This is a genomic window from Pseudomonas sp. I3-I5, from assembly GCF_022699445.1.
In the GTDB taxonomy this organism is placed as follows: domain Bacteria; phylum Pseudomonadota; class Gammaproteobacteria; order Pseudomonadales; family Pseudomonadaceae; genus Aquipseudomonas; species Aquipseudomonas fulva.
In genome coordinates, this window is sequence record NZ_CP093940.1 from 4,132,687 (window position 1) to 4,148,499 (window position 15,813).

Genomic DNA, 15,813 nt, shown 5'->3' on the forward strand with positions numbered 1-15,813 from the left:
GAACATGGCCGGCGCCTCTTGGTAGTCACGGTGACGGCGGTTTGATGACCGCCAACAGGTAAGACTAGCAAGGAATCGAAAAGGTGCGATGACGTGGGTCAGGTAGGCTGAAGATAGATCATACATCTCAGCACGTGGCTGCTCGCCGACAAAGGCTATGACGCACAAGCGTTGCGTCAGTACTTCGACCGGTGCCGCATACAGCCCGTCATTCCGAAGCGCTCGATGAAGCGCAAGCCTAAGCCGGGTTTGCCCAGGTTGTTCGACCGGCGCAAATACCGACAACACCATGTCCATCGAGCGCATGTTCGGCTGGCTGAAAAAAGATCGCCCCCTTGGAACGGGTCTCGACAAGCTCGCAGAAGTCATGCCGTGATGGTCTCACTGACTTGCTCCATGCGGTGTTTACGTTGCCTTTCTCCGTACCCTACCTGGCGCTCAGATATTGAGACGGACAGTAGCCCCCGCAGTGGCCGCGTGGTCAGTTGAAAGATCATTGGGTAGTTATAGAAAAATTGTCATCTCCCAAGTAACTAAGTTTAACGTCGTCATTGACGTATGTGCCGTCCGGAGCAATGAACTTGTAACGTGACAGTAGAAACGCTTCCTGGCTGACCTCGCTGCTGGCGTGAAGTCGGGTACCAATTGCAAACAGGACGCCACCCACACTGAATATTGGCCCAGGGTACATCTGTATGTACTGCAGCAAGGTAGGGCCTGCCACTCTGTTGTACGTAATCGTTTCAGGGCCTAGAACGAGCGTACCGAAGCCCACCAAGGCGATGATGATACCTACCGCCATCACGAACCAGCCAGAATATTCAGCACCTCTATCGCGACTCTTGAGATATGCCGCGTAGTCTTCGCTGAACCCCGAAACGTGATAGTCCCCAGTCGACGCTGTCAGTTTTATCTCCCGCTGTTCAGTTCCTGATTGCATGAGCCTCTCCTTGTCAAAGCTGAGATACTAAGCAATATTGGCACTGCATAGTCGGTGTCATGCAAACTTGGGAAAGACCCTACGGCAGAAGGAGAAAGTTCATTGAGCACTGTTCTTACTCGCCAACAAACTTAATAGTTGACCATGCCCCAAGTATAAAAAACCCGGAGCAATTGCCCCGGGTTTTTACTGTAGCGCGATGCCCTACCGTTCAAATCAGAACGGAATATCATCATCAAAGCTGTCGAAGTCAGCCGCCGGTTGCGGCGCTGGCTGCTGCGGCGCCGGGCGCTGTTGCTGTTGCGGGCGCGGGGCCTGCTGGCGCGCAGGTTGCTGGTTGTACTGTTGCTGCTGACCGCCACCTTGGTTGTAGTTGTTACCGCCACCCTGGTTGTACGGGTCGCCGCCGCCTTGCTGGTTCTGCGGACGGCCGCCCAGCAGCTGCATGGTGCCGTTGATGTCAACGATGATTTCAGTGGTGTAGCGCTTGATGCCGTCTTTTTCCCACTCACGGGTCTGCAGCTTGCCTTCGATGTAGCACTGCGAACCTTTGCGCAGGTACTCGCCGGCAATCTCAGCAACCTTGCCGAACAGCGACACACGGTGCCATTCGGTACGCTCGACCTTCTGGCCCGACTGCTTGTCGGTCCATTGCTCGCTGGTTGCCAGGCTCAGGTTGGTCACGGCATTACCGTTGGGCAGGTAGCGGACTTCGGGATCCTGGCCACAGGTACCGACCAGAATGACTTTGTTAACCCCACGGGCCATAACGTTCTCCTAGGCTTCGCACGCCGCTGAGGCCGGATTGATCAGGCGCTCCAGGGTCGTACGGTCCAAAATTTTCGTATCCAGTTTGATATAGACGGCTGATTCTTCCGAGACCACAACGGCGTCGGTCACGCCGGGCACGGCCATCAACCGTGCAGCCAGGCCAGCATCCTTGGCGGCCTCCGGCGACAAAGGCATGCGCAAGCTGGTCACATACGGTGGCTCGTTCATGCTCAAGGCAACGGCCAACCAGATGGCACACAGTATCGCGCAGCCAAGGAACACGGTGTTCAGCCCACCATGCTGGAACAGCCAGCCACCCAGGATGCCCCCTAGCGCAGCACCGAGAAACTGGCTGGTGGAGTACACCCCCATCGCCGTTCCCTTGCCACCTGCTGGCGACACCTTGCTGACCAGCGAAGGCAACGAAGCCTCCAGCAGGTTGAATGCGGTGAAGAATACCACGGTGCCGATCACCAGTCCGCGCAAACCGTCAGCCCACTGCCAGAAGAATAGCTCGACCAACAGCAATACGCTGACGGCCCCTGCCAGCACACGTTTCATCTTGCGCTTTTTTTCGCCGTAGATGATGAACGGTACCATTGCAAAAAATGAGACGAACAGCGCGGTCAGGTAGACCCACCAGTGTTGTTCCTTGGGCAGTCCGCCGCGCTCGACGAAGGCCAGAGGCAGCGCGACGAAGCTGGCCATGAGAATGGCATGCAGGATGAAGATGCTCACATCCAGCCGTAGAAGGTCCGGGTGACGCAGGGTCGGGCCGATGGCCTGACGCGCAACGCCCGATTCGCGATGCTGCAGAATGTTGTGCGTGGCAGGTACCACGAAGGCAATCAACGCGATGCCAACCAAGGCCAAGCCGGCCGTTGCAAGGAACAATCCTGACAAGCCAAAGGCACTTGTCAGCAAAGGCCCGACGACCATTGCCACTGCAAAGGAAAGACCAATGCTCATCCCGATCATGGCCATGGCCTTGGTGCGGTGCTGTTCCCGGGTGAGGTCCGACAGCAGCGCCATCACCGCCGCCGAAATGGCGCCGGCCCCTTGCAGGATGCGCCCTGCGATGATGCCCCAGATGGAATCGGCCTGGGCTGCCAGGACGCTGCCCAGGGCAAACACGATCAAGCCCAGGTAGATGACGGGTCGACGGCCGATGCGGTCTGAAATCATCCCGAAGGGAATCTGCAACACGGCCTGGGTGAGGCCATAGGCGCCAATGGCCAGGCCAATCAGCGCGGGCGTGGCGCCGGCCAGGTCCATGCCATAGGTGGCCAGGACCGGCAAGACCATGAACATGCCCAGCATACGAAAAGCGAAGACCAGAGCCAGACCGCCGGCGGCGCGGGTTTCATTGCCGCTCATGCGCTCGTTGTGGGTGTCGTGCATGGATTAATCTCGTGTGAACCGGCGGCGATTCTATCAGTCCGACAGCTTGACGGCATCTACGCGACGCTTTGCCGCGTACTGGCAGGGCGCCGTATAATTCTTCGTTTATGCCCGCCGAGCGAGGCCGCAGTGGACAAGATCCTGATTCGTGGGGCACGTACCCACAACCTGAAGAACATCGACCTGACCCTGCCCCGGGACAAGCTCATCGTCATTACCGGCCTGTCGGGCTCGGGCAAGTCATCCCTGGCCTTCGATACGCTGTACGCCGAGGGCCAGCGTCGTTATGTGGAATCGCTGTCGGCGTATGCCCGCCAGTTCCTCTCGATGATGGAAAAGCCTGACGTCGATACCATCGAAGGGCTGTCACCGGCCATTTCCATCGAACAGAAATCCACCTCACACAACCCCCGCTCCACCGTCGGCACCATCACCGAGATCTACGACTACTTGCGCCTGCTGTACGCCAGGGTCGGGACACCCCGCTGCCCAGACCATGACATACCACTGGAAGCGCAAACGGTCAGCCAGATGGTCGACCTGGTACTGGAGCGCCCGGAAGGCAGCAAGTTGATGCTCCTGGCCCCGGTCATCCGTGAGCGCAAGGGTGAGCACCTGGCGGTGTTCGACGAGCTGCGCGCCCAAGGCTTCGTCCGCGCCCGCGTCAACGGCAAACTCTACGAACTGGACGAGTTGCCCAAGCTGGACAAGCAGAAAAAGCACAGTATCGATGTGGTGGTCGATCGTTTCAAAGTGCGTGCCGATCTTCAGCAGCGATTGGCCGAGTCGTTCGAGACCGCGTTGAAGCTGGCGGATGGTATCGCGCTGATCGCTCCCATGGACGACGAGAAAGGCGAAGAGACCATTTTTTCGGCGCGCTTTGCCTGCCCCATTTGCGGTCATGCGATCAGCGAACTGGAACCCAAGCTGTTCTCGTTCAACAACCCGGCCGGTGCCTGCCCGACCTGTGATGGCCTGGGCGTTAAGCAGTATTTCGATACCAAGCGCCTGGTCAATGCGGAACTGACCTTGGCCGAAGGCGCCATTCGCGGGTGGGATCGCCGTAACGTCTACTACTTCCAGATGCTGGGGTCGCTGGCTGCGCATTATGACTTCAGCCTGGACGAAGCATTCGGCGAGCTTGCGCCGGAGCATCAGAAGGTGATCCTGCAAGGCAGCGGCAAGCACAGCGTGGACTTCAAGTACCTCAACGACCGGGGTGACATCGTCAAGCGCTCGCACCCGTTCGAAGGGATCATCCCCAACCTGGAACGCCGCTACCGCGAAACCGAGTCCAATACCGTACGCGAGGAACTGGCCAAGTACCTGGGCACCCAGCCGTGCCCGGACTGCCGTGGCACGCGGCTGCGGCGCGAGGCGCGTCATGTGTGGGTCGGTGAGAAGACGCTGCCGGCGGTCGCCAATATGCCGATCGGTGACGCCAGTGGCTACTTCAGCACGCTGACCCTGACCGGTCGCCGTGGCGAAATCGCGGCCAAGATTCTCAAGGAAATCTGCGAACGGTTGCAGTTCCTGGTGAACGTGGGCCTGGATTACCTCACCCTTGACCGTAGCGCAGAAACCCTGTCCGGTGGTGAGGCTCAGCGCATCCGCCTCGCCAGCCAGATCGGGGCAGGCTTGGTGGGGGTGATGTATATCCTGGACGAGCCGTCCATTGGCCTTCATCAGCGCGACAACGATCGCTTGCTCGCCACCCTCAATCACCTGCGTGATCTGGGCAACACGGTAATCGTCGTCGAGCATGACGAGGATGCGATCCGCCTGGCCGACTACGTGGTGGACATTGGGCCAGGGGCCGGCGTGCATGGCGGCAAGATCGTCGCTGAGGGTACACCTCAGGAAGTCATGGACCACCCGGACTCCGTAACCGGCCAGTACCTGTCCGGCCGTAGAAAGATCGTGGTCCCTGCCAAGCGCACACCGCGCGACAAAAAGCTGCAGCTCAAGCTCAAGGGCGCACGTGGCAACAACCTTCAGAACGTCGATCTGGAAATCCCCATCGGGCTGCTGACCTGCGTGACCGGCGTCTCAGGCTCCGGCAAGTCCACGCTCATCAACAACACCCTGTTCCCGCTCGCAGCCACCGCCCTGAACGGCGCGAGCAGCCTGGAAGCGGCGCCCCATGCCAGCATGGACGGGTTGCAGCACCTGGACAAGGTGGTGGATATCGACCAGAGCCCCATTGGCCGCACCCCCCGGTCCAACCCTGCCACCTACACAGGGATCTTCACGCCGATCCGCGAGCTGTTCTCTGGGGTGCCTGAATCACGCTCGCGCGGGTATGGCCCAGGCCGGTTCTCGTTCAACGTGAAAGGCGGGCGCTGCGAAGCGTGCCAGGGCGACGGCCTGATCAAGGTGGAAATGCATTTCCTCCCGGACATCTACGTGCCTTGCGATGTGTGCAAGAGCAAGCGCTACAACCGCGAAACCCTGGAGATCAAGTACAAGGGCAAGAACATCCACGAGGTGCTGGAAATGACCATCGAGGATGCGCGTGAGTTCTTCGATGCGGTGCCTGCATTGGCGCGCAAGCTCCAAACCCTGATGGACGTAGGGCTTTCCTACATCAAGCTAGGTCAATCGGCGACGACGCTTTCGGGGGGCGAAGCCCAGCGCGTGAAGCTGTCACGGGAGCTGTCCAAGCGCGATACCGGTAAGACCTTGTATATCCTGGACGAGCCTACTACGGGCCTGCACTTCGCCGATATCCAGCAGCTGCTGGACGTTCTGCACCGGCTTCGTGACCATGGCAACACCGTGGTGGTCATCGAGCACAACCTGGACGTCATCAAGACAGCCGATTGGCTGGTGGACCTCGGGCCAGAGGGCGGCTCAAAGGGTGGGCAGATCATCGCATGCGGTACGCCCGAGGAACTGAGCAAGATGAAACAATCCTACACCGGGCACTACCTCAAGCCTCTGCTAGAGCGAGACCGAGCGTGATGAACGTGAAGGGGCGCCTAGGCGCCCCTTTCTTATCGGCTCATCGCTTTCATGCTAGAGCCACTACAAGGCCCAAGCACAATGCAATCGAAGCATTACATCTGTGATTGCAGGTAATTCTGCAGACCGATCGCCTTGATCAAGCCTTGCTGCTTCTCGAGCCAATAGGTGTGATCTTCCTCGGTATCGGCCAATTGCGCGCGCAGAATGTCACGGCTCACATAATCCTTGTGCAGTTCGCACAACTCGATCCCCTTGCAAAGCGCCGCTCGCACTTTGTATTCGAGCTTCAAATCCGCTTCGATCATTTCAGGGACAGTGGTTCCCACTTCGAGATCGTCCGCACGCATGTCCGGGGTGCCCTCGAGCATGAGAATGCGGCGCATCAAAGCGTCAGCGTGCTGCGCCTCTTCTTCCATCTCATGGTTGATGCGCTCGTAGAGCTTGGTCAGGCCCCAGTCTTCGTACATGCGCGAATGAATGAAGTACTGGTCACGTGCAGCCAGTTCGCCCTTCAGCAGCATGACGAGGTAATTGATGACGTCTGGGTGGCCTTGCATCGCCGGGGTTCTCCATGTGAAAGCGTGTATGCCGCATAGTGTGAACCACCTTGTGCGCTTGGTCACTGAAAACCGCGCGACTCACTGGAAAAAATCGGGCAAACGGTAGTGATATTCATTGAAAAACCGCCCAAATGAGGGCGGTTATTCTTATCACTTCGACTTAGGCGATATTCATCCCAAGCGCCTTTGCGACACCTGCCCCGTAAGCGGGATCGGCTTTGAAGAAGTATTGCAATTGACGCTGGATGACATCGTCGGTAACTCCGGACATGGCCCCCGCAATGTTGTTGACCAGTAGCTCCTGCTGCGCCTGGCTCATCAGCCGGAACAGGGCGCCCGCGTGGCTGAAGTAATCGGTGTCCTCGCGATGATCATACCGGTCGGCCAAACCATTCAGCGCAAGCCCAGGCTCACCATGACGCGGCGATTGCTTGGGAGCATCCGCGTAGCTGTTGGGCTCATAATTGGGTGCCCCACCGTAGGTACCCAGCGCCATCGAGCCATCACGCTGGTAGCTGTTGACAGCACACCGGGGGGCATTCACCGGCAATTGCTGATGGTTGGTGCCTACCCGATAGCGGTGCGCATCGGCATAGGCGAACACGCGGCCTTGCAGCATGCGATCAGGTGACAGCCCCACCCCAGGCACCATGTTGCTCGGACCGAATGCAGCCTGCTCGACTTCGGCGAAGTAGTTCAGTGGGTTGCGGTTGAGCTCCAGTACACCCACTTCGATCAGCGGGTAATCTTTCTGCGACCAGGTCTTGGTCACGTCGAACGGATTTTCGGAACGGTTCGCGGCCTCTGCTTCAGCCATGACCTGAATGCACACCGTCCAGCGCGGGTGGTCGCCACGCTCGATGGCCTGGTACAGGTCGCGCTGGGCGTAATCCGGATCGGTGCCGGCCAGACGCGCAGCTTCAGCAGGCGCCAGGTTCTTGATGCCCTGCTGGGTCTTGAAGTGCCATTTGACCCACGTACGCTGACCGTCGGCGCTGATCAAGCTGTAGGTATGACTGCCGAAGCCGTGCATATGCCGATAACCGTCGGGGATACCGCGGTCCGAAAACAAGATCGTGACCTGGTGCAGCGCTTCCGGCGAATGAGACCAGAAGTCCCACATCATTTGGGCATTCTTCAGATTGGTCTGAGGATGGCGTTTTTGCGTGTGAATGAAGTCTGGAAACTTCAGTGGATCACGGATGAAGAACACCGGCGTGTTATTGCCGACGATGTCCCAGTTGCCTTCTTCCGTATAGAACTTGACCGCAAACCCTCGTGGGTCACGCTCTGTGTCGGCCGAGCCACGCTCCCCACCTACCGTGGAAAATCGCAAAAACGTTTCGGTCTGCTTGCCAATTTGCTCAAACAGTTTCGCACTGGTGAGGTGAGTAATGTCGCGCGTCACCGTGAACGTACCGTAGGCACCAGAGCCTTTGGCATGCACACGTCGCTCAGGAATGTTTTCGCGGTTGAAATGCGCCAGCTTCTCGATCAGGTGGAAGTCATCGAGCAGCAATGGACCGCGTTGACCTGCGGTACGGGAGTTCTGGTTATCCGCTACAGGGGCACCGCTGGCGGTAGTAAGCGTTTTGCTCATGGGCTCTCCTCGATCAGTCTCAAATGCCTGTTTATCGGCTTGAGAGGATTATCAGCAGAATTAGCCCTACCTGGAAATTTATTGAATTACTGACTGTGATAGATAGTTTTAATAACCTGAAATACAAAAAACCGGGCACTAGGCCCGGTTCTTTGTAGCAGACAAAACGTCTTACTCGGCAGCTTCTACAGCACCACCGACTGGACGATCAACCAGCTCGACGTACGCCATTGGCGCGTTGTCGCCAGCGCGGAAACCGCACTTCAGGATGCGCAGGTAACCGCCCTGACGGGTGGCGTAGCGCTTGCCCAGATCGTTGAACAGTTTACCAACAGCGGACTTCGAACGGGTACGGTCGAAGGCCAGACGACGGTTGGCAACGCTGTCTTCCTTGGCCAGGGTGATCAGCGGCTCGGCAACGCGACGCAGTTCCTTGGCTTTCGGCAGGGTGGTTTTGATCAGCTCGTGCTCGATCAACGACACTGCCATGTTCTGGAACATAGCCTTGCGGTGAGAGCTGGTGCGGCTCAGGTGACGTCCACTTTTACGATGACGCATGATTCATTCCTTACCAAACACTACGTTCGGTGATTACGACGATCAGGCGGTCGCCTTGTCGTCCTTCTTAAGACTTGCAGGCGGCCAGTTGTCGAGGCGCATGCCGAGAGACAGACCACGAGAGGCCAGGACGTCCTTGATTTCAGTCAGGGACTTCTTGCCAAGGTTAGGAGTCTTCAACAGCTCTACTTCGGTACGCTGAATCAGGTCGCCGATGTAGTAGATGTTCTCCGCCTTCAGGCAGTTGGCCGAACGTACAGTCAGTTCCAGGTCGTCAACCGGACGTAGCAGGATCGGATCGATCTCGTCTTCCTGCTCGACTACGACAGGCTCACTGTCACCTTTGAGGTCGACGAACGCGGCCAACTGCTGTTGCAGGATGGTCGCAGCGCGGCGGATAGCCTCTTCAGGATCCAGGGTGCCGTTGGTTTCCAGATCAATGACCAGCTTGTCCAAGTTGGTACGCTGTTCAACACGTGCGTTCTCGACCACATAGGCGATACGACGCACAGGGCTGAACGAAGCGTCCAACTGCAGACGGCCAATGCTACGGCTTTCGTCTTCGTCGGTCTGACGGGAGTCGGCCGGCTCGTAACCGCGACCACGAGCTACAGTGAGCTTCATGTTCAGGGCGCCATTCGACGCCAGGTTCGCGATTACGTGATCGGGGTTGACGATCTCGACATCGTGATCCAGCTGAATATCGGCAGCGGTAACCACCCCCGAACCCTTTTTCGACAAGGTCAGCGTAACTTCGTCACGACCGTGCAGTTTGATAGCCAGGCCTTTCAGGTTCAACAGGATTTCAATGACATCTTCCTGTACACCTTCGATCGCGGAGTACTCGTGGAGTACGCCATCGATCTCGGCCTCGACTACTGCACAGCCAGGCATGGAGGACAACAGGATGCGGCGCAGCGCGTTGCCCAGGGTATGGCCGAAGCCACGCTCGAGAGGCTCGAGCGTGATCTTGGCGCGGGTCGGACTGACTACCTGCACATCAATGTGGCGGGGAGTCAGGAACTCATTTACCGAAATCTGCATGGATGCACCTATTTTCTAGCCCTTACTTGGAGTAGAGCTCGACAATCAGGTTTTCGTTGATGTCGGCAGACAGGTCGCTGCGAGCAGGAACGTTCTTGAAAACGCCCGACTTTTTGGCAGCATCCACGTCAACCCACTCAACGCGGCCACGCTGGGCACACAGTTCAAGGGCTTGAACAATGCGCAGCTGGTTCAGCGACTTCTCACGAACCGCGACCACGTCACCCGGACGAACTTGGTAGGATGGAATGTTTACAGTCTTACCGTTGACGCTGATCGCTTTGTGCGAAACCAGCTGACGGGACTCGGAACGAGTCGAGCCGAAGCCCATACGGTAAACGACGTTATCCAGACGGCACTCGAGCAGTTGCAGCAGGTTCTCACCGGTTGCGCCTTTTTTCGAGGCAGCGGCCTGGTAGTAACCGCGGAACTGACGCTCCAGAACACCGTAGATACGACGGACTTTTTGTTTCTCGCGCAGCTGGGTACCGTAGTCGGACTGACGGCCACGGCGCTGGCCGTGGATACCTGGGGCTGCTTCGATGTTGCACTTCGATTCCAGAGCGCGAACGCCGCTCTTCAGGAACAGATCGGTGCCTTCACGACGAGACAGTTTGCATTTTGGACCAATGTAACGTGCCATTTATCTGTCTCCTGATTACACGCGACGCTTCTTCGGCGGACGGCACCCGTTATGCGGGATTGGCGTCACGTCGGTGATGCTGGCGATCTTGTAGCCGCAGCTGTTCAATGCACGAACGGCGGACTCACGACCTGGACCTGGACCCTTGACGTTTACGTCGAGGTTCTTCAGACCGTATTCCAGCGCAGCTTGACCAGCACGCTCAGCAGCGATCTGAGCTGCGAACGGGGTGGATTTGCGCGAACCACGGAAACCCGAACCACCGGAGGTCGCCCAGGACAAAGCATTGCCCTGACGGTCGGTGATGGTCACGATGGTGTTGTTAAAAGAAGCGTGGATGTGGGCGATGCCATCAACCACTGTCTTTTTGACTTTTTTACGAGGACGAGCAGCAGGTTTTGCCATGTCTATATTCCTGGGCGATTACTTGCGGATCGGCTTACGCGGGCCCTTACGGGTGCGTGCGTTGGTCTTGGTGCGCTGACCGCGAACCGGCAGACCTTTACGATGACGCAGGCCGCGGTAGCAACCCAGGTCCATCAAGCGCTTGATCTTCATGTTTACGTCACGGCGCAGGTCACCTTCGGTGGTGAACTTCGCGACTTCGCCACGCAGGGTTTCGATTTGCTCGTCGCTCAGATCCTTGATCTTAGCGGCTGGATTTACACCAGCATCTACACAGATTTTCTGTGCAGTAGTGCGACCGACACCATAGATGTAGGTCAGCGAGATAACAGTATGCTTGTTATCTGGAATGTTAACGCCTGCAATACGGGCCATTCAGTGGGACTCCAATTGACAGCTACCTACGCCCCGGAAGCCAAGAAATAGGGCGCGAGATAATATCGCTGTAGAAACAAATAATCAACCCAGCAGCACACTAGCTGCTGGGTTTGAAGCGCGAATCACACTCAGCCTTGGCGCTGTTTGTGACGCGGTTCCGCGCTGCAGATCACTCGTACGACGCCTTCGCGACGGATGATCTTGCAGTTGCGGCACAGCTTTTTCACCGATGCACGAACTTTCATTACCGACTCCTCGAACCTTAGGGGCTTATCAGCGCAGCAAACCGCTGCCACCGTAGCCTTTCAGGTTGGCTTTCTTCATCAGGGATTCGTACTGGTGCGAAACGAGGTGCGATTGTACTTGGGACATGAAGTCCATCACAACCACTACCACAATCAGCAACGAGGTCCCGCCAAGGTAGAACGGCACATTTGCTGCCACCACCAGGAACTGGGGCAGAAGGCAGACGGCCATCATGTAAAGAGCACCGAACATGGTCAGACGAGTCAGAACGCCATCAATGTAGCGCGCCGACTGCTCACCAGGACGGATACCCGGAATAAAGGCACCGGACTTCTTCAGGTTTTCCGCTACGTCTTTCGGATTGAACATCAATGCTGTGTAGAAGAAGCAGAAGAAAATGATCCCTGCACTAAACAGCAGAATGTTCAACGGCTGACCAGGAGCGATCGACTGCGAGATGTCCTGCAGCCAGCCCATACCTTCGGACTGACCGAACCAGGCACCCAGCGAAGCCGGGAACAGCAAGATGCTGCTCGCGAAGATGGCCGGGATAACCCCCGCCATGTTCACCTTCAGCGGCAAGTGGCTGGTCTGCGCAGCGAAGACCTTGCGGCCCTGCTGGCGCTTGGCGTAATGAACGGCAATACGCCGCTGACCACGCTCGATGAACACCACGAAACCGATGATCGCTACTGCCAGCAAACCGATAGCGACCAGGGCGAAAATGTTGATATCACCCGTGCGTGCAGACTCGAAAGACTGCCCGATTGCTCTCGGAAGACCGGCAACGATACCTGCGAAAATCAACATCGAGATACCGTTGCCCACACCGCGCTCGGTGATCTGCTCGCCCAGCCACATCATGAACATTGCGCCTGCCACAAAGGTGGAGACGGCAACGACATGGAAGCCGAGGCCTACAGAAAACGCCACGCCCTGGTTGGCCAGGCCAATGGACATGCCAATGGCTTGGACCAGCGCCAGGATAACGGTGCCGTAGCGGGTGTACTGGCTGATCTTGCGACGGCCAGCTTCACCTTCCTTCTTCAACTGCTCCAGTTGCGGACTGACCGCGGTCATCAGCTGCATGATGATCGATGCCGAAATGTACGGCATGATCCCCAATGCAAAGATGCTCATGCGCTCAAGCGCGCCACCGGAAAACATGTTGAACAAGCTAAGAATGGTCCCCTCATTCTGCCGAAACAGATCCGCCAGACGGTCCGGATTGATGCCGGGAACCGGGATATGCGCACCTATCCGATAGACGATGATCGCCATGAACAGAAAGCGCAGACGAGCCCAGAGTTCCGACATCCCGCCCTTACCGAGCGAAGAGAGAGCACCTTGCTTAGCCATTTATTCCTCGAACTTGCCGCCAGCTGCTTCGATAGCCGCACGCGCACCCTTGGTGGCTGCGATACCCTTGATGGTGACTGCGCGAGTGACTTCGCCAGACAGCATGATTTTCACACGCTGTACGTTCTGGCCGATCACGTTGGCATCCTTCAGGGATTGCACGGAGATCACGTCGCCGTCCACTTTGGCCAACTCGGACAGACGCACTTCTGCGCGGTCCATGGCTTTCAGGGAAACGAAGCCGAACTTCGGCAGACGACGGTGCAGCGGCTGTTGACCGCCTTCGAAGCCCGGAGCGATGGTGCCACCGGAACGGGAGGTCTGACCTTTGTGACCACGGCCACCAGTCTTACCCAAACCGCTACCGATACCACGGCCCGGACGATGCTTCTCGCGACGGGAACCCGGCGCTGGACTCAGATCATTGAGTTTCATTGATTAACCCTCGACCTTCAGCATGTAGTAAGCCTTGTTGATCATCCCGCGGTTCTCGGGAGTATCTTGGACTTCTACAGTGTGACCGATGCGACGCAGACCCAGGCCTTTAACGCACAGAATGTGGTTAGGCAGACGGCCGGCGGTGCTTTTGATCAGCGTTACTTTAACGGTTGCCATGATCAGAAGATCTCCTCGACGCTCTTGCCGCGCTTGGCAGCAATGGATTCAGGAGATTGCATGGCTTTCAGACCCTTGAAGGTGGCGTAAACCACGTTCACTGGGTTGGTCGAACCGTAGCACTTGGCCAGAACGTTCTGAACACCAGCAACTTCCAGGACAGCACGCATTGCGCCACCGGCGATGATACCGGTACCTTCCGAGGCAGGCTGCATGTAAACCTTCGAGGCGCCGTGGGCGGCCTTGGTGGCGTACTGCAGAGTGGTGCCCTTCAGGTCTACCTGAATCATGTTGCGACGAGCAGCTTCCATGGCTTTCTGGATCGCGGCAGGTACTTCGCGCGACTTGCCACGGCCGAAGCCAACACGACCCTTGCCATCACCCACCACGGTCAGCGCGGTGAAGGTGAAGATACGGCCGCCTTTTACGGTTTTGGCAACGCGGTTAACTTGAACCAGCTTCTCGATGTAGCCTTCGTCGCGCTTTTGATCGTTATTTGCCATAACTTAGAACTCCAGCCCGCCTTCACGAGCAGCATCAGCCAGCGCTTTGACGCGGCCATGGTACTTGAAGCCGGAACGGTCAAAGGCAACTTGAGATACACCGGCGGCTTTCGCGCGCTCAGCTACCAGCTTGCCAACCTTAGTGGCCGCGTCGATGTTGCCAGTGGCGCCATCACGCAGGTCTTTGTCCAAGGTCGAGGCGCTTGCCAGAACCTTGCTGCCGTCGGCCGAAATGACCTGGGCGTAGATATGCTGCGAGGAGCGGAACACGCACAGGCGCACGACTTCGAGTTCGTGCATCTTGAGACGTGCTTTGCGAGCGCGACGCAGTCGAGTAACTTTTTTGTCGGTCATTTGCTAGGCCCTACTTCTTCTTGGCTTCTTTACGACGGACTACTTCGTCCGCGTAACGCACACCCTTGCCTTTGTAAGGCTCTGGCGGACGGAAATCGCGGATTTCAGCGGCCACCTGACCCACCAGCTGCTTATCGATACCCTTGATCAGGATGTCGGTTTGGCTTGGGGTTTCTGCGGTGATACCGGCTGGCAGTTCGTAGTCCACTGGATGCGAGAAGCCCAGAGCCAGGTTCAGGACGGTGCCTTTTGCCTGTGCCTTGTAACCAACACCGACCAGCTGGAGCTTGCGCTCGAAGCCTTGGCTTACGCCTTGGACCATGTTGTTCACCAGAGCGCGGGTAGTACCGGCCATGGCGCGAGCTTGCTGATCACCGTTGCGAGCGACGAAGCGCAGTTCGCCGGACTCTTCGGTAACTTCAACAGACGAGTGAACGTTCAGTTCGAGAGTGCCCTTGGCACCCTTCACCGAAAGCTGCTGGCCGGCGAATTTTACTTCGACGCCTGCTGGCAGCTTAACGGGGTTCTTAGCGACGCGAGACATGCCTATCTCCCCTTAGAACACTGTGCACAGAACTTCGCCGCCGACACCGGCAGCGCGCGCAGCGCGGTCAGTCATCACACCTTTGTTGGTGGAGACGATAGACACGCCCAGGCCGCCACGTACTTTCGGCAGATCTGTGACGGACTTGTACTGGCGCAGGCCTGGACGGCTGGAGCGCTTCAGTTCCTCGATGACCGGACGGCCTTCGAAGTACTTGAGTTCGATCGACAGGGAAGGCTTGGCTTCACCAGTTACCTGGTAACCAGCGATGTAACCTTCATCTTTCAGAACTTTGGCAACCGCGACCTTCAGGGTGGAGGAAGGCATGCTTACGACGGACTTTTCAGCCATCTGGGCATTACGGATGCGAGTTAGCATGTCCGCTAACGGGTCCTGCATACTCATGGGCTAGATGCTCCTGATACAAGAATTATTAGCCTTGCGGCTATCACAACCACCTGAACAGGCAGGGCACGAAGCCCAGGCTCAGGTGAGCCGGTCATTCTAGACACAAGCCAGAAACGAAACAAGCCCCATGTAGGGGCTTGTTCGTGGGAAGCGTCACCGGCGGTCGGAAGATTAACCTCCTACGCCGACGACTCAACCTGCAGCGATTACCAGGAGGCCTTGACCAAACCTGGTACGTCGCCACGCATTGCCGCTTGACGCAGCATGTTACGGCCCAGGCCGAACTTACGGTATACACCGTGAGGACGACCGGTCAGGCGGCAACGGTTGCGCAGGCGTGCAGCGCTAGCATCGCGAGGCTGCTTCTGCAGAGCGACAACGGCAGCGAAACGCTCTTCAGGAGAGGCGTTCAGATTGACGATGGTCGCTTTCAGCTCAGCGCGCTTTTTAGCGTACTTGGCTACCGTTTGCTGACGCTTCAGCTCACGGTTTTTCATGCTCTTCTTGGCCATTTTCC

20 protein-coding genes and 1 pseudogene are annotated in these 15,813 nt (G+C 57.6%); 2 read left to right on the forward strand and 19 right to left on the reverse strand.

Annotated elements, in window-relative coordinates:
* Positions 1–135: 135 nt before the first annotated feature.
* Positions 136–489 (forward strand): annotated as a pseudogene (locus tag MOP87_RS18460) (transposase); the annotation flags it as partial.
* Positions 490–493: 4 nt separating this feature from the next.
* Here the strand turns inward: MOP87_RS18460 and MOP87_RS18465 are convergent.
* The 3 genes from MOP87_RS18465 to MOP87_RS18475 all read right to left on the reverse strand — a co-directional run bounded on the left by MOP87_RS18465 (position 494) and on the right by MOP87_RS18475 (position 3,112).
* Complete coding sequence (locus MOP87_RS18465) at positions 494–940, reverse strand: hypothetical protein (protein ID WP_110607346.1); 447 nt, start codon at positions 938–940, stop codon at positions 494–496.
* A 216-nt stretch (positions 941–1,156) separates the two neighbouring features.
* Positions 1,157–1,708, reverse strand: coding sequence for a single-stranded DNA-binding protein (locus MOP87_RS18470; RefSeq protein ID WP_023534972.1), 552 nt, complete (start codon positions 1,706–1,708; stop codon positions 1,157–1,159).
* A gap of 9 nt (positions 1,709–1,717) precedes the next feature.
* Entirely contained in the window at positions 1,718–3,112 is a 1,395-nt protein-coding gene (locus MOP87_RS18475) for an MFS transporter (protein ID WP_023534992.1), read from the reverse strand.
* Between the two features lie 129 nt (positions 3,113–3,241).
* On the opposite strand from MOP87_RS18475, the gene uvrA reads away from it, so the two are divergent.
* Positions 3,242–6,076 (forward strand): excinuclease ABC subunit UvrA, encoded by a 2,835-nt coding sequence (gene uvrA / locus MOP87_RS18480; RefSeq protein WP_028687678.1) that lies wholly within the window; start codon positions 3,242–3,244, stop codon positions 6,074–6,076.
* Positions 6,077–6,171: 95 nt separating this feature from the next.
* On the opposite strand, the gene bfr is transcribed toward uvrA, so the two are convergent.
* The 16 genes from bfr to rpsN all read right to left on the reverse strand — a co-directional run bounded on the left by bfr (position 6,172) and on the right by rpsN (position 15,808).
* Positions 6,172–6,636, reverse strand: a complete 465-nt coding sequence (gene bfr / locus MOP87_RS18485) for a bacterioferritin (RefSeq protein WP_023534970.1) — start codon at positions 6,634–6,636, stop codon at positions 6,172–6,174.
* A 163-nt stretch (positions 6,637–6,799) separates the two neighbouring features.
* Entirely contained in the window at positions 6,800–8,239 is a 1,440-nt protein-coding gene (locus tag MOP87_RS18490) for a catalase (protein ID WP_197874202.1), read from the reverse strand.
* A gap of 171 nt (positions 8,240–8,410) precedes the next feature.
* Positions 8,411–8,797 (reverse strand): 50S ribosomal protein L17, encoded by a 387-nt coding sequence (gene rplQ / locus MOP87_RS18495; protein ID WP_003255451.1) that lies wholly within the window; start codon positions 8,795–8,797, stop codon positions 8,411–8,413.
* Between the two features lie 42 nt (positions 8,798–8,839).
* Positions 8,840–9,841, reverse strand: coding sequence for a DNA-directed RNA polymerase subunit alpha (rpoA, locus tag MOP87_RS18500; protein ID WP_003255452.1), 1,002 nt, complete (start codon positions 9,839–9,841; stop codon positions 8,840–8,842).
* 22 nt (positions 9,842–9,863) lie between these two features.
* Positions 9,864–10,484: a 30S ribosomal protein S4 gene (rpsD, locus tag MOP87_RS18505; protein WP_003257114.1), complete on the reverse strand. Its 621-nt coding sequence runs from the start codon at positions 10,482–10,484 to the stop codon at positions 9,864–9,866.
* A 15-nt stretch (positions 10,485–10,499) separates the two neighbouring features.
* Complete coding sequence (gene rpsK / locus MOP87_RS18510; RefSeq protein WP_003255454.1) at positions 10,500–10,889, reverse strand: 30S ribosomal protein S11; 390 nt, start codon at positions 10,887–10,889, stop codon at positions 10,500–10,502.
* Positions 10,890–10,907: 18 nt separating this feature from the next.
* The gene (gene rpsM / locus MOP87_RS18515; RefSeq protein WP_009681976.1) at positions 10,908–11,264 is read right to left on the reverse strand and encodes a 30S ribosomal protein S13; all 357 of its coding nucleotides are present in this window, start codon (positions 11,262–11,264) and stop codon (positions 10,908–10,910) included.
* A 131-nt stretch (positions 11,265–11,395) separates the two neighbouring features.
* Positions 11,396–11,512 carry a 50S ribosomal protein L36 gene (gene rpmJ, locus MOP87_RS18520; RefSeq protein WP_002555468.1) on the reverse strand — a complete coding sequence of 39 codons (117 nt, stop codon included), beginning with the start codon at positions 11,510–11,512 and terminating at the stop codon, positions 11,396–11,398.
* Between the two features lie 28 nt (positions 11,513–11,540).
* Entirely contained in the window at positions 11,541–12,872 is a 1,332-nt protein-coding gene (gene secY, locus MOP87_RS18525; protein ID WP_003257108.1) for a preprotein translocase subunit SecY, read from the reverse strand.
* The gene (gene rplO / locus MOP87_RS18530) at positions 12,873–13,307 is read right to left on the reverse strand and encodes a 50S ribosomal protein L15 (RefSeq protein ID WP_023535012.1); all 435 of its coding nucleotides are present in this window, start codon (positions 13,305–13,307) and stop codon (positions 12,873–12,875) included. It lies immediately after the preceding gene.
* 3 nt (positions 13,308–13,310) lie between these two features.
* The gene (rpmD, locus tag MOP87_RS18535; protein WP_023535007.1) at positions 13,311–13,487 is read right to left on the reverse strand and encodes a 50S ribosomal protein L30; all 177 of its coding nucleotides are present in this window, start codon (positions 13,485–13,487) and stop codon (positions 13,311–13,313) included.
* 2 nt (positions 13,488–13,489) lie between these two features.
* Positions 13,490–13,990, reverse strand: a complete 501-nt coding sequence (gene rpsE, locus MOP87_RS18540; protein ID WP_003255465.1) for a 30S ribosomal protein S5 — start codon at positions 13,988–13,990, stop codon at positions 13,490–13,492.
* A gap of 3 nt (positions 13,991–13,993) precedes the next feature.
* The gene (gene rplR / locus MOP87_RS18545; RefSeq protein WP_008089801.1) at positions 13,994–14,344 is read right to left on the reverse strand and encodes a 50S ribosomal protein L18; all 351 of its coding nucleotides are present in this window, start codon (positions 14,342–14,344) and stop codon (positions 13,994–13,996) included.
* 10 nt (positions 14,345–14,354) lie between these two features.
* Positions 14,355–14,888 carry a 50S ribosomal protein L6 gene (gene rplF, locus MOP87_RS18550; RefSeq protein WP_009681972.1) on the reverse strand — a complete coding sequence of 178 codons (534 nt, stop codon included), beginning with the start codon at positions 14,886–14,888 and terminating at the stop codon, positions 14,355–14,357.
* Between the two features lie 12 nt (positions 14,889–14,900).
* Positions 14,901–15,293: a 30S ribosomal protein S8 gene (gene rpsH, locus MOP87_RS18555; protein ID WP_008089805.1), complete on the reverse strand. Its 393-nt coding sequence runs from the start codon at positions 15,291–15,293 to the stop codon at positions 14,901–14,903.
* A gap of 209 nt (positions 15,294–15,502) precedes the next feature.
* Positions 15,503–15,808 (reverse strand): 30S ribosomal protein S14, encoded by a 306-nt coding sequence (rpsN, locus tag MOP87_RS18560; RefSeq protein WP_023534988.1) that lies wholly within the window; start codon positions 15,806–15,808, stop codon positions 15,503–15,505.
* Positions 15,809–15,813: the final 5 nt, after the last annotated feature.

What these genes read in the sequence shown, in the direction of transcription:
- rplQ (WP_003255451.1), bottom strand. Translation starts at nt 8,797, where the DNA reads ATGCGTCATCGTAAAAGTGGACGTCACCTGAGCCGCACCAGCTCTCAC.
- bfr (WP_023534970.1), bottom strand. Translation starts at nt 6,636, where the DNA reads ATGCAAGGCCACCCAGACGTCATCAATTACCTCGTCATGCTGCTGAAG.
- MOP87_RS18465 (WP_110607346.1), bottom strand. Translation starts at nt 940, where the DNA reads ATGCAATCAGGAACTGAACAGCGGGAGATAAAACTGACAGCGTCGACT.
- rplO (WP_023535012.1), bottom strand. Translation starts at nt 13,307, where the DNA reads ATGAAACTCAATGATCTGAGTCCAGCGCCGGGTTCCCGTCGCGAGAAG.
- MOP87_RS18475 (WP_023534992.1), bottom strand. Translation starts at nt 3,112, where the DNA reads ATGCACGACACCCACAACGAGCGCATGAGCGGCAATGAAACCCGCGCC.
- rplR (WP_008089801.1), bottom strand. Translation starts at nt 14,344, where the DNA reads ATGACCGACAAAAAAGTTACTCGACTGCGTCGCGCTCGCAAAGCACGT.
- rpsK (WP_003255454.1), bottom strand. Translation starts at nt 10,889, where the DNA reads ATGGCAAAACCTGCTGCTCGTCCTCGTAAAAAAGTCAAAAAGACAGTG.
- rpmJ (WP_002555468.1), bottom strand. Translation starts at nt 11,512, where the DNA reads ATGAAAGTTCGTGCATCGGTGAAAAAGCTGTGCCGCAACTGCAAGATC.
- MOP87_RS18490 (WP_197874202.1), bottom strand. Translation starts at nt 8,239, where the DNA reads ATGAGCAAAACGCTTACTACCGCCAGCGGTGCCCCTGTAGCGGATAAC.
- rpsD (WP_003257114.1), bottom strand. Translation starts at nt 10,484, where the DNA reads ATGGCACGTTACATTGGTCCAAAATGCAAACTGTCTCGTCGTGAAGGC.
- rpsM (WP_009681976.1), bottom strand. Translation starts at nt 11,264, where the DNA reads ATGGCCCGTATTGCAGGCGTTAACATTCCAGATAACAAGCATACTGTT.
- rpmD (WP_023535007.1), bottom strand. Translation starts at nt 13,487, where the DNA reads ATGGCAACCGTTAAAGTAACGCTGATCAAAAGCACCGCCGGCCGTCTG.
- rpsH (WP_008089805.1), bottom strand. Translation starts at nt 15,293, where the DNA reads ATGAGTATGCAGGACCCGTTAGCGGACATGCTAACTCGCATCCGTAAT.
- rpsE (WP_003255465.1), bottom strand. Translation starts at nt 13,990, where the DNA reads ATGGCAAATAACGATCAAAAGCGCGACGAAGGCTACATCGAGAAGCTG.
- rpoA (WP_003255452.1), bottom strand. Translation starts at nt 9,841, where the DNA reads ATGCAGATTTCGGTAAATGAGTTCCTGACTCCCCGCCACATTGATGTG.
- MOP87_RS18470 (WP_023534972.1), bottom strand. Translation starts at nt 1,708, where the DNA reads ATGGCCCGTGGGGTTAACAAAGTCATTCTGGTCGGTACCTGTGGCCAG.
- rplF (WP_009681972.1), bottom strand. Translation starts at nt 14,888, where the DNA reads ATGTCTCGCGTCGCTAAGAACCCCGTTAAGCTGCCAGCAGGCGTCGAA.
- secY (WP_003257108.1), bottom strand. Translation starts at nt 12,872, where the DNA reads ATGGCTAAGCAAGGTGCTCTCTCTTCGCTCGGTAAGGGCGGGATGTCG.
- rpsN (WP_023534988.1), bottom strand. Translation starts at nt 15,808, where the DNA reads ATGGCCAAGAAGAGCATGAAAAACCGTGAGCTGAAGCGTCAGCAAACG.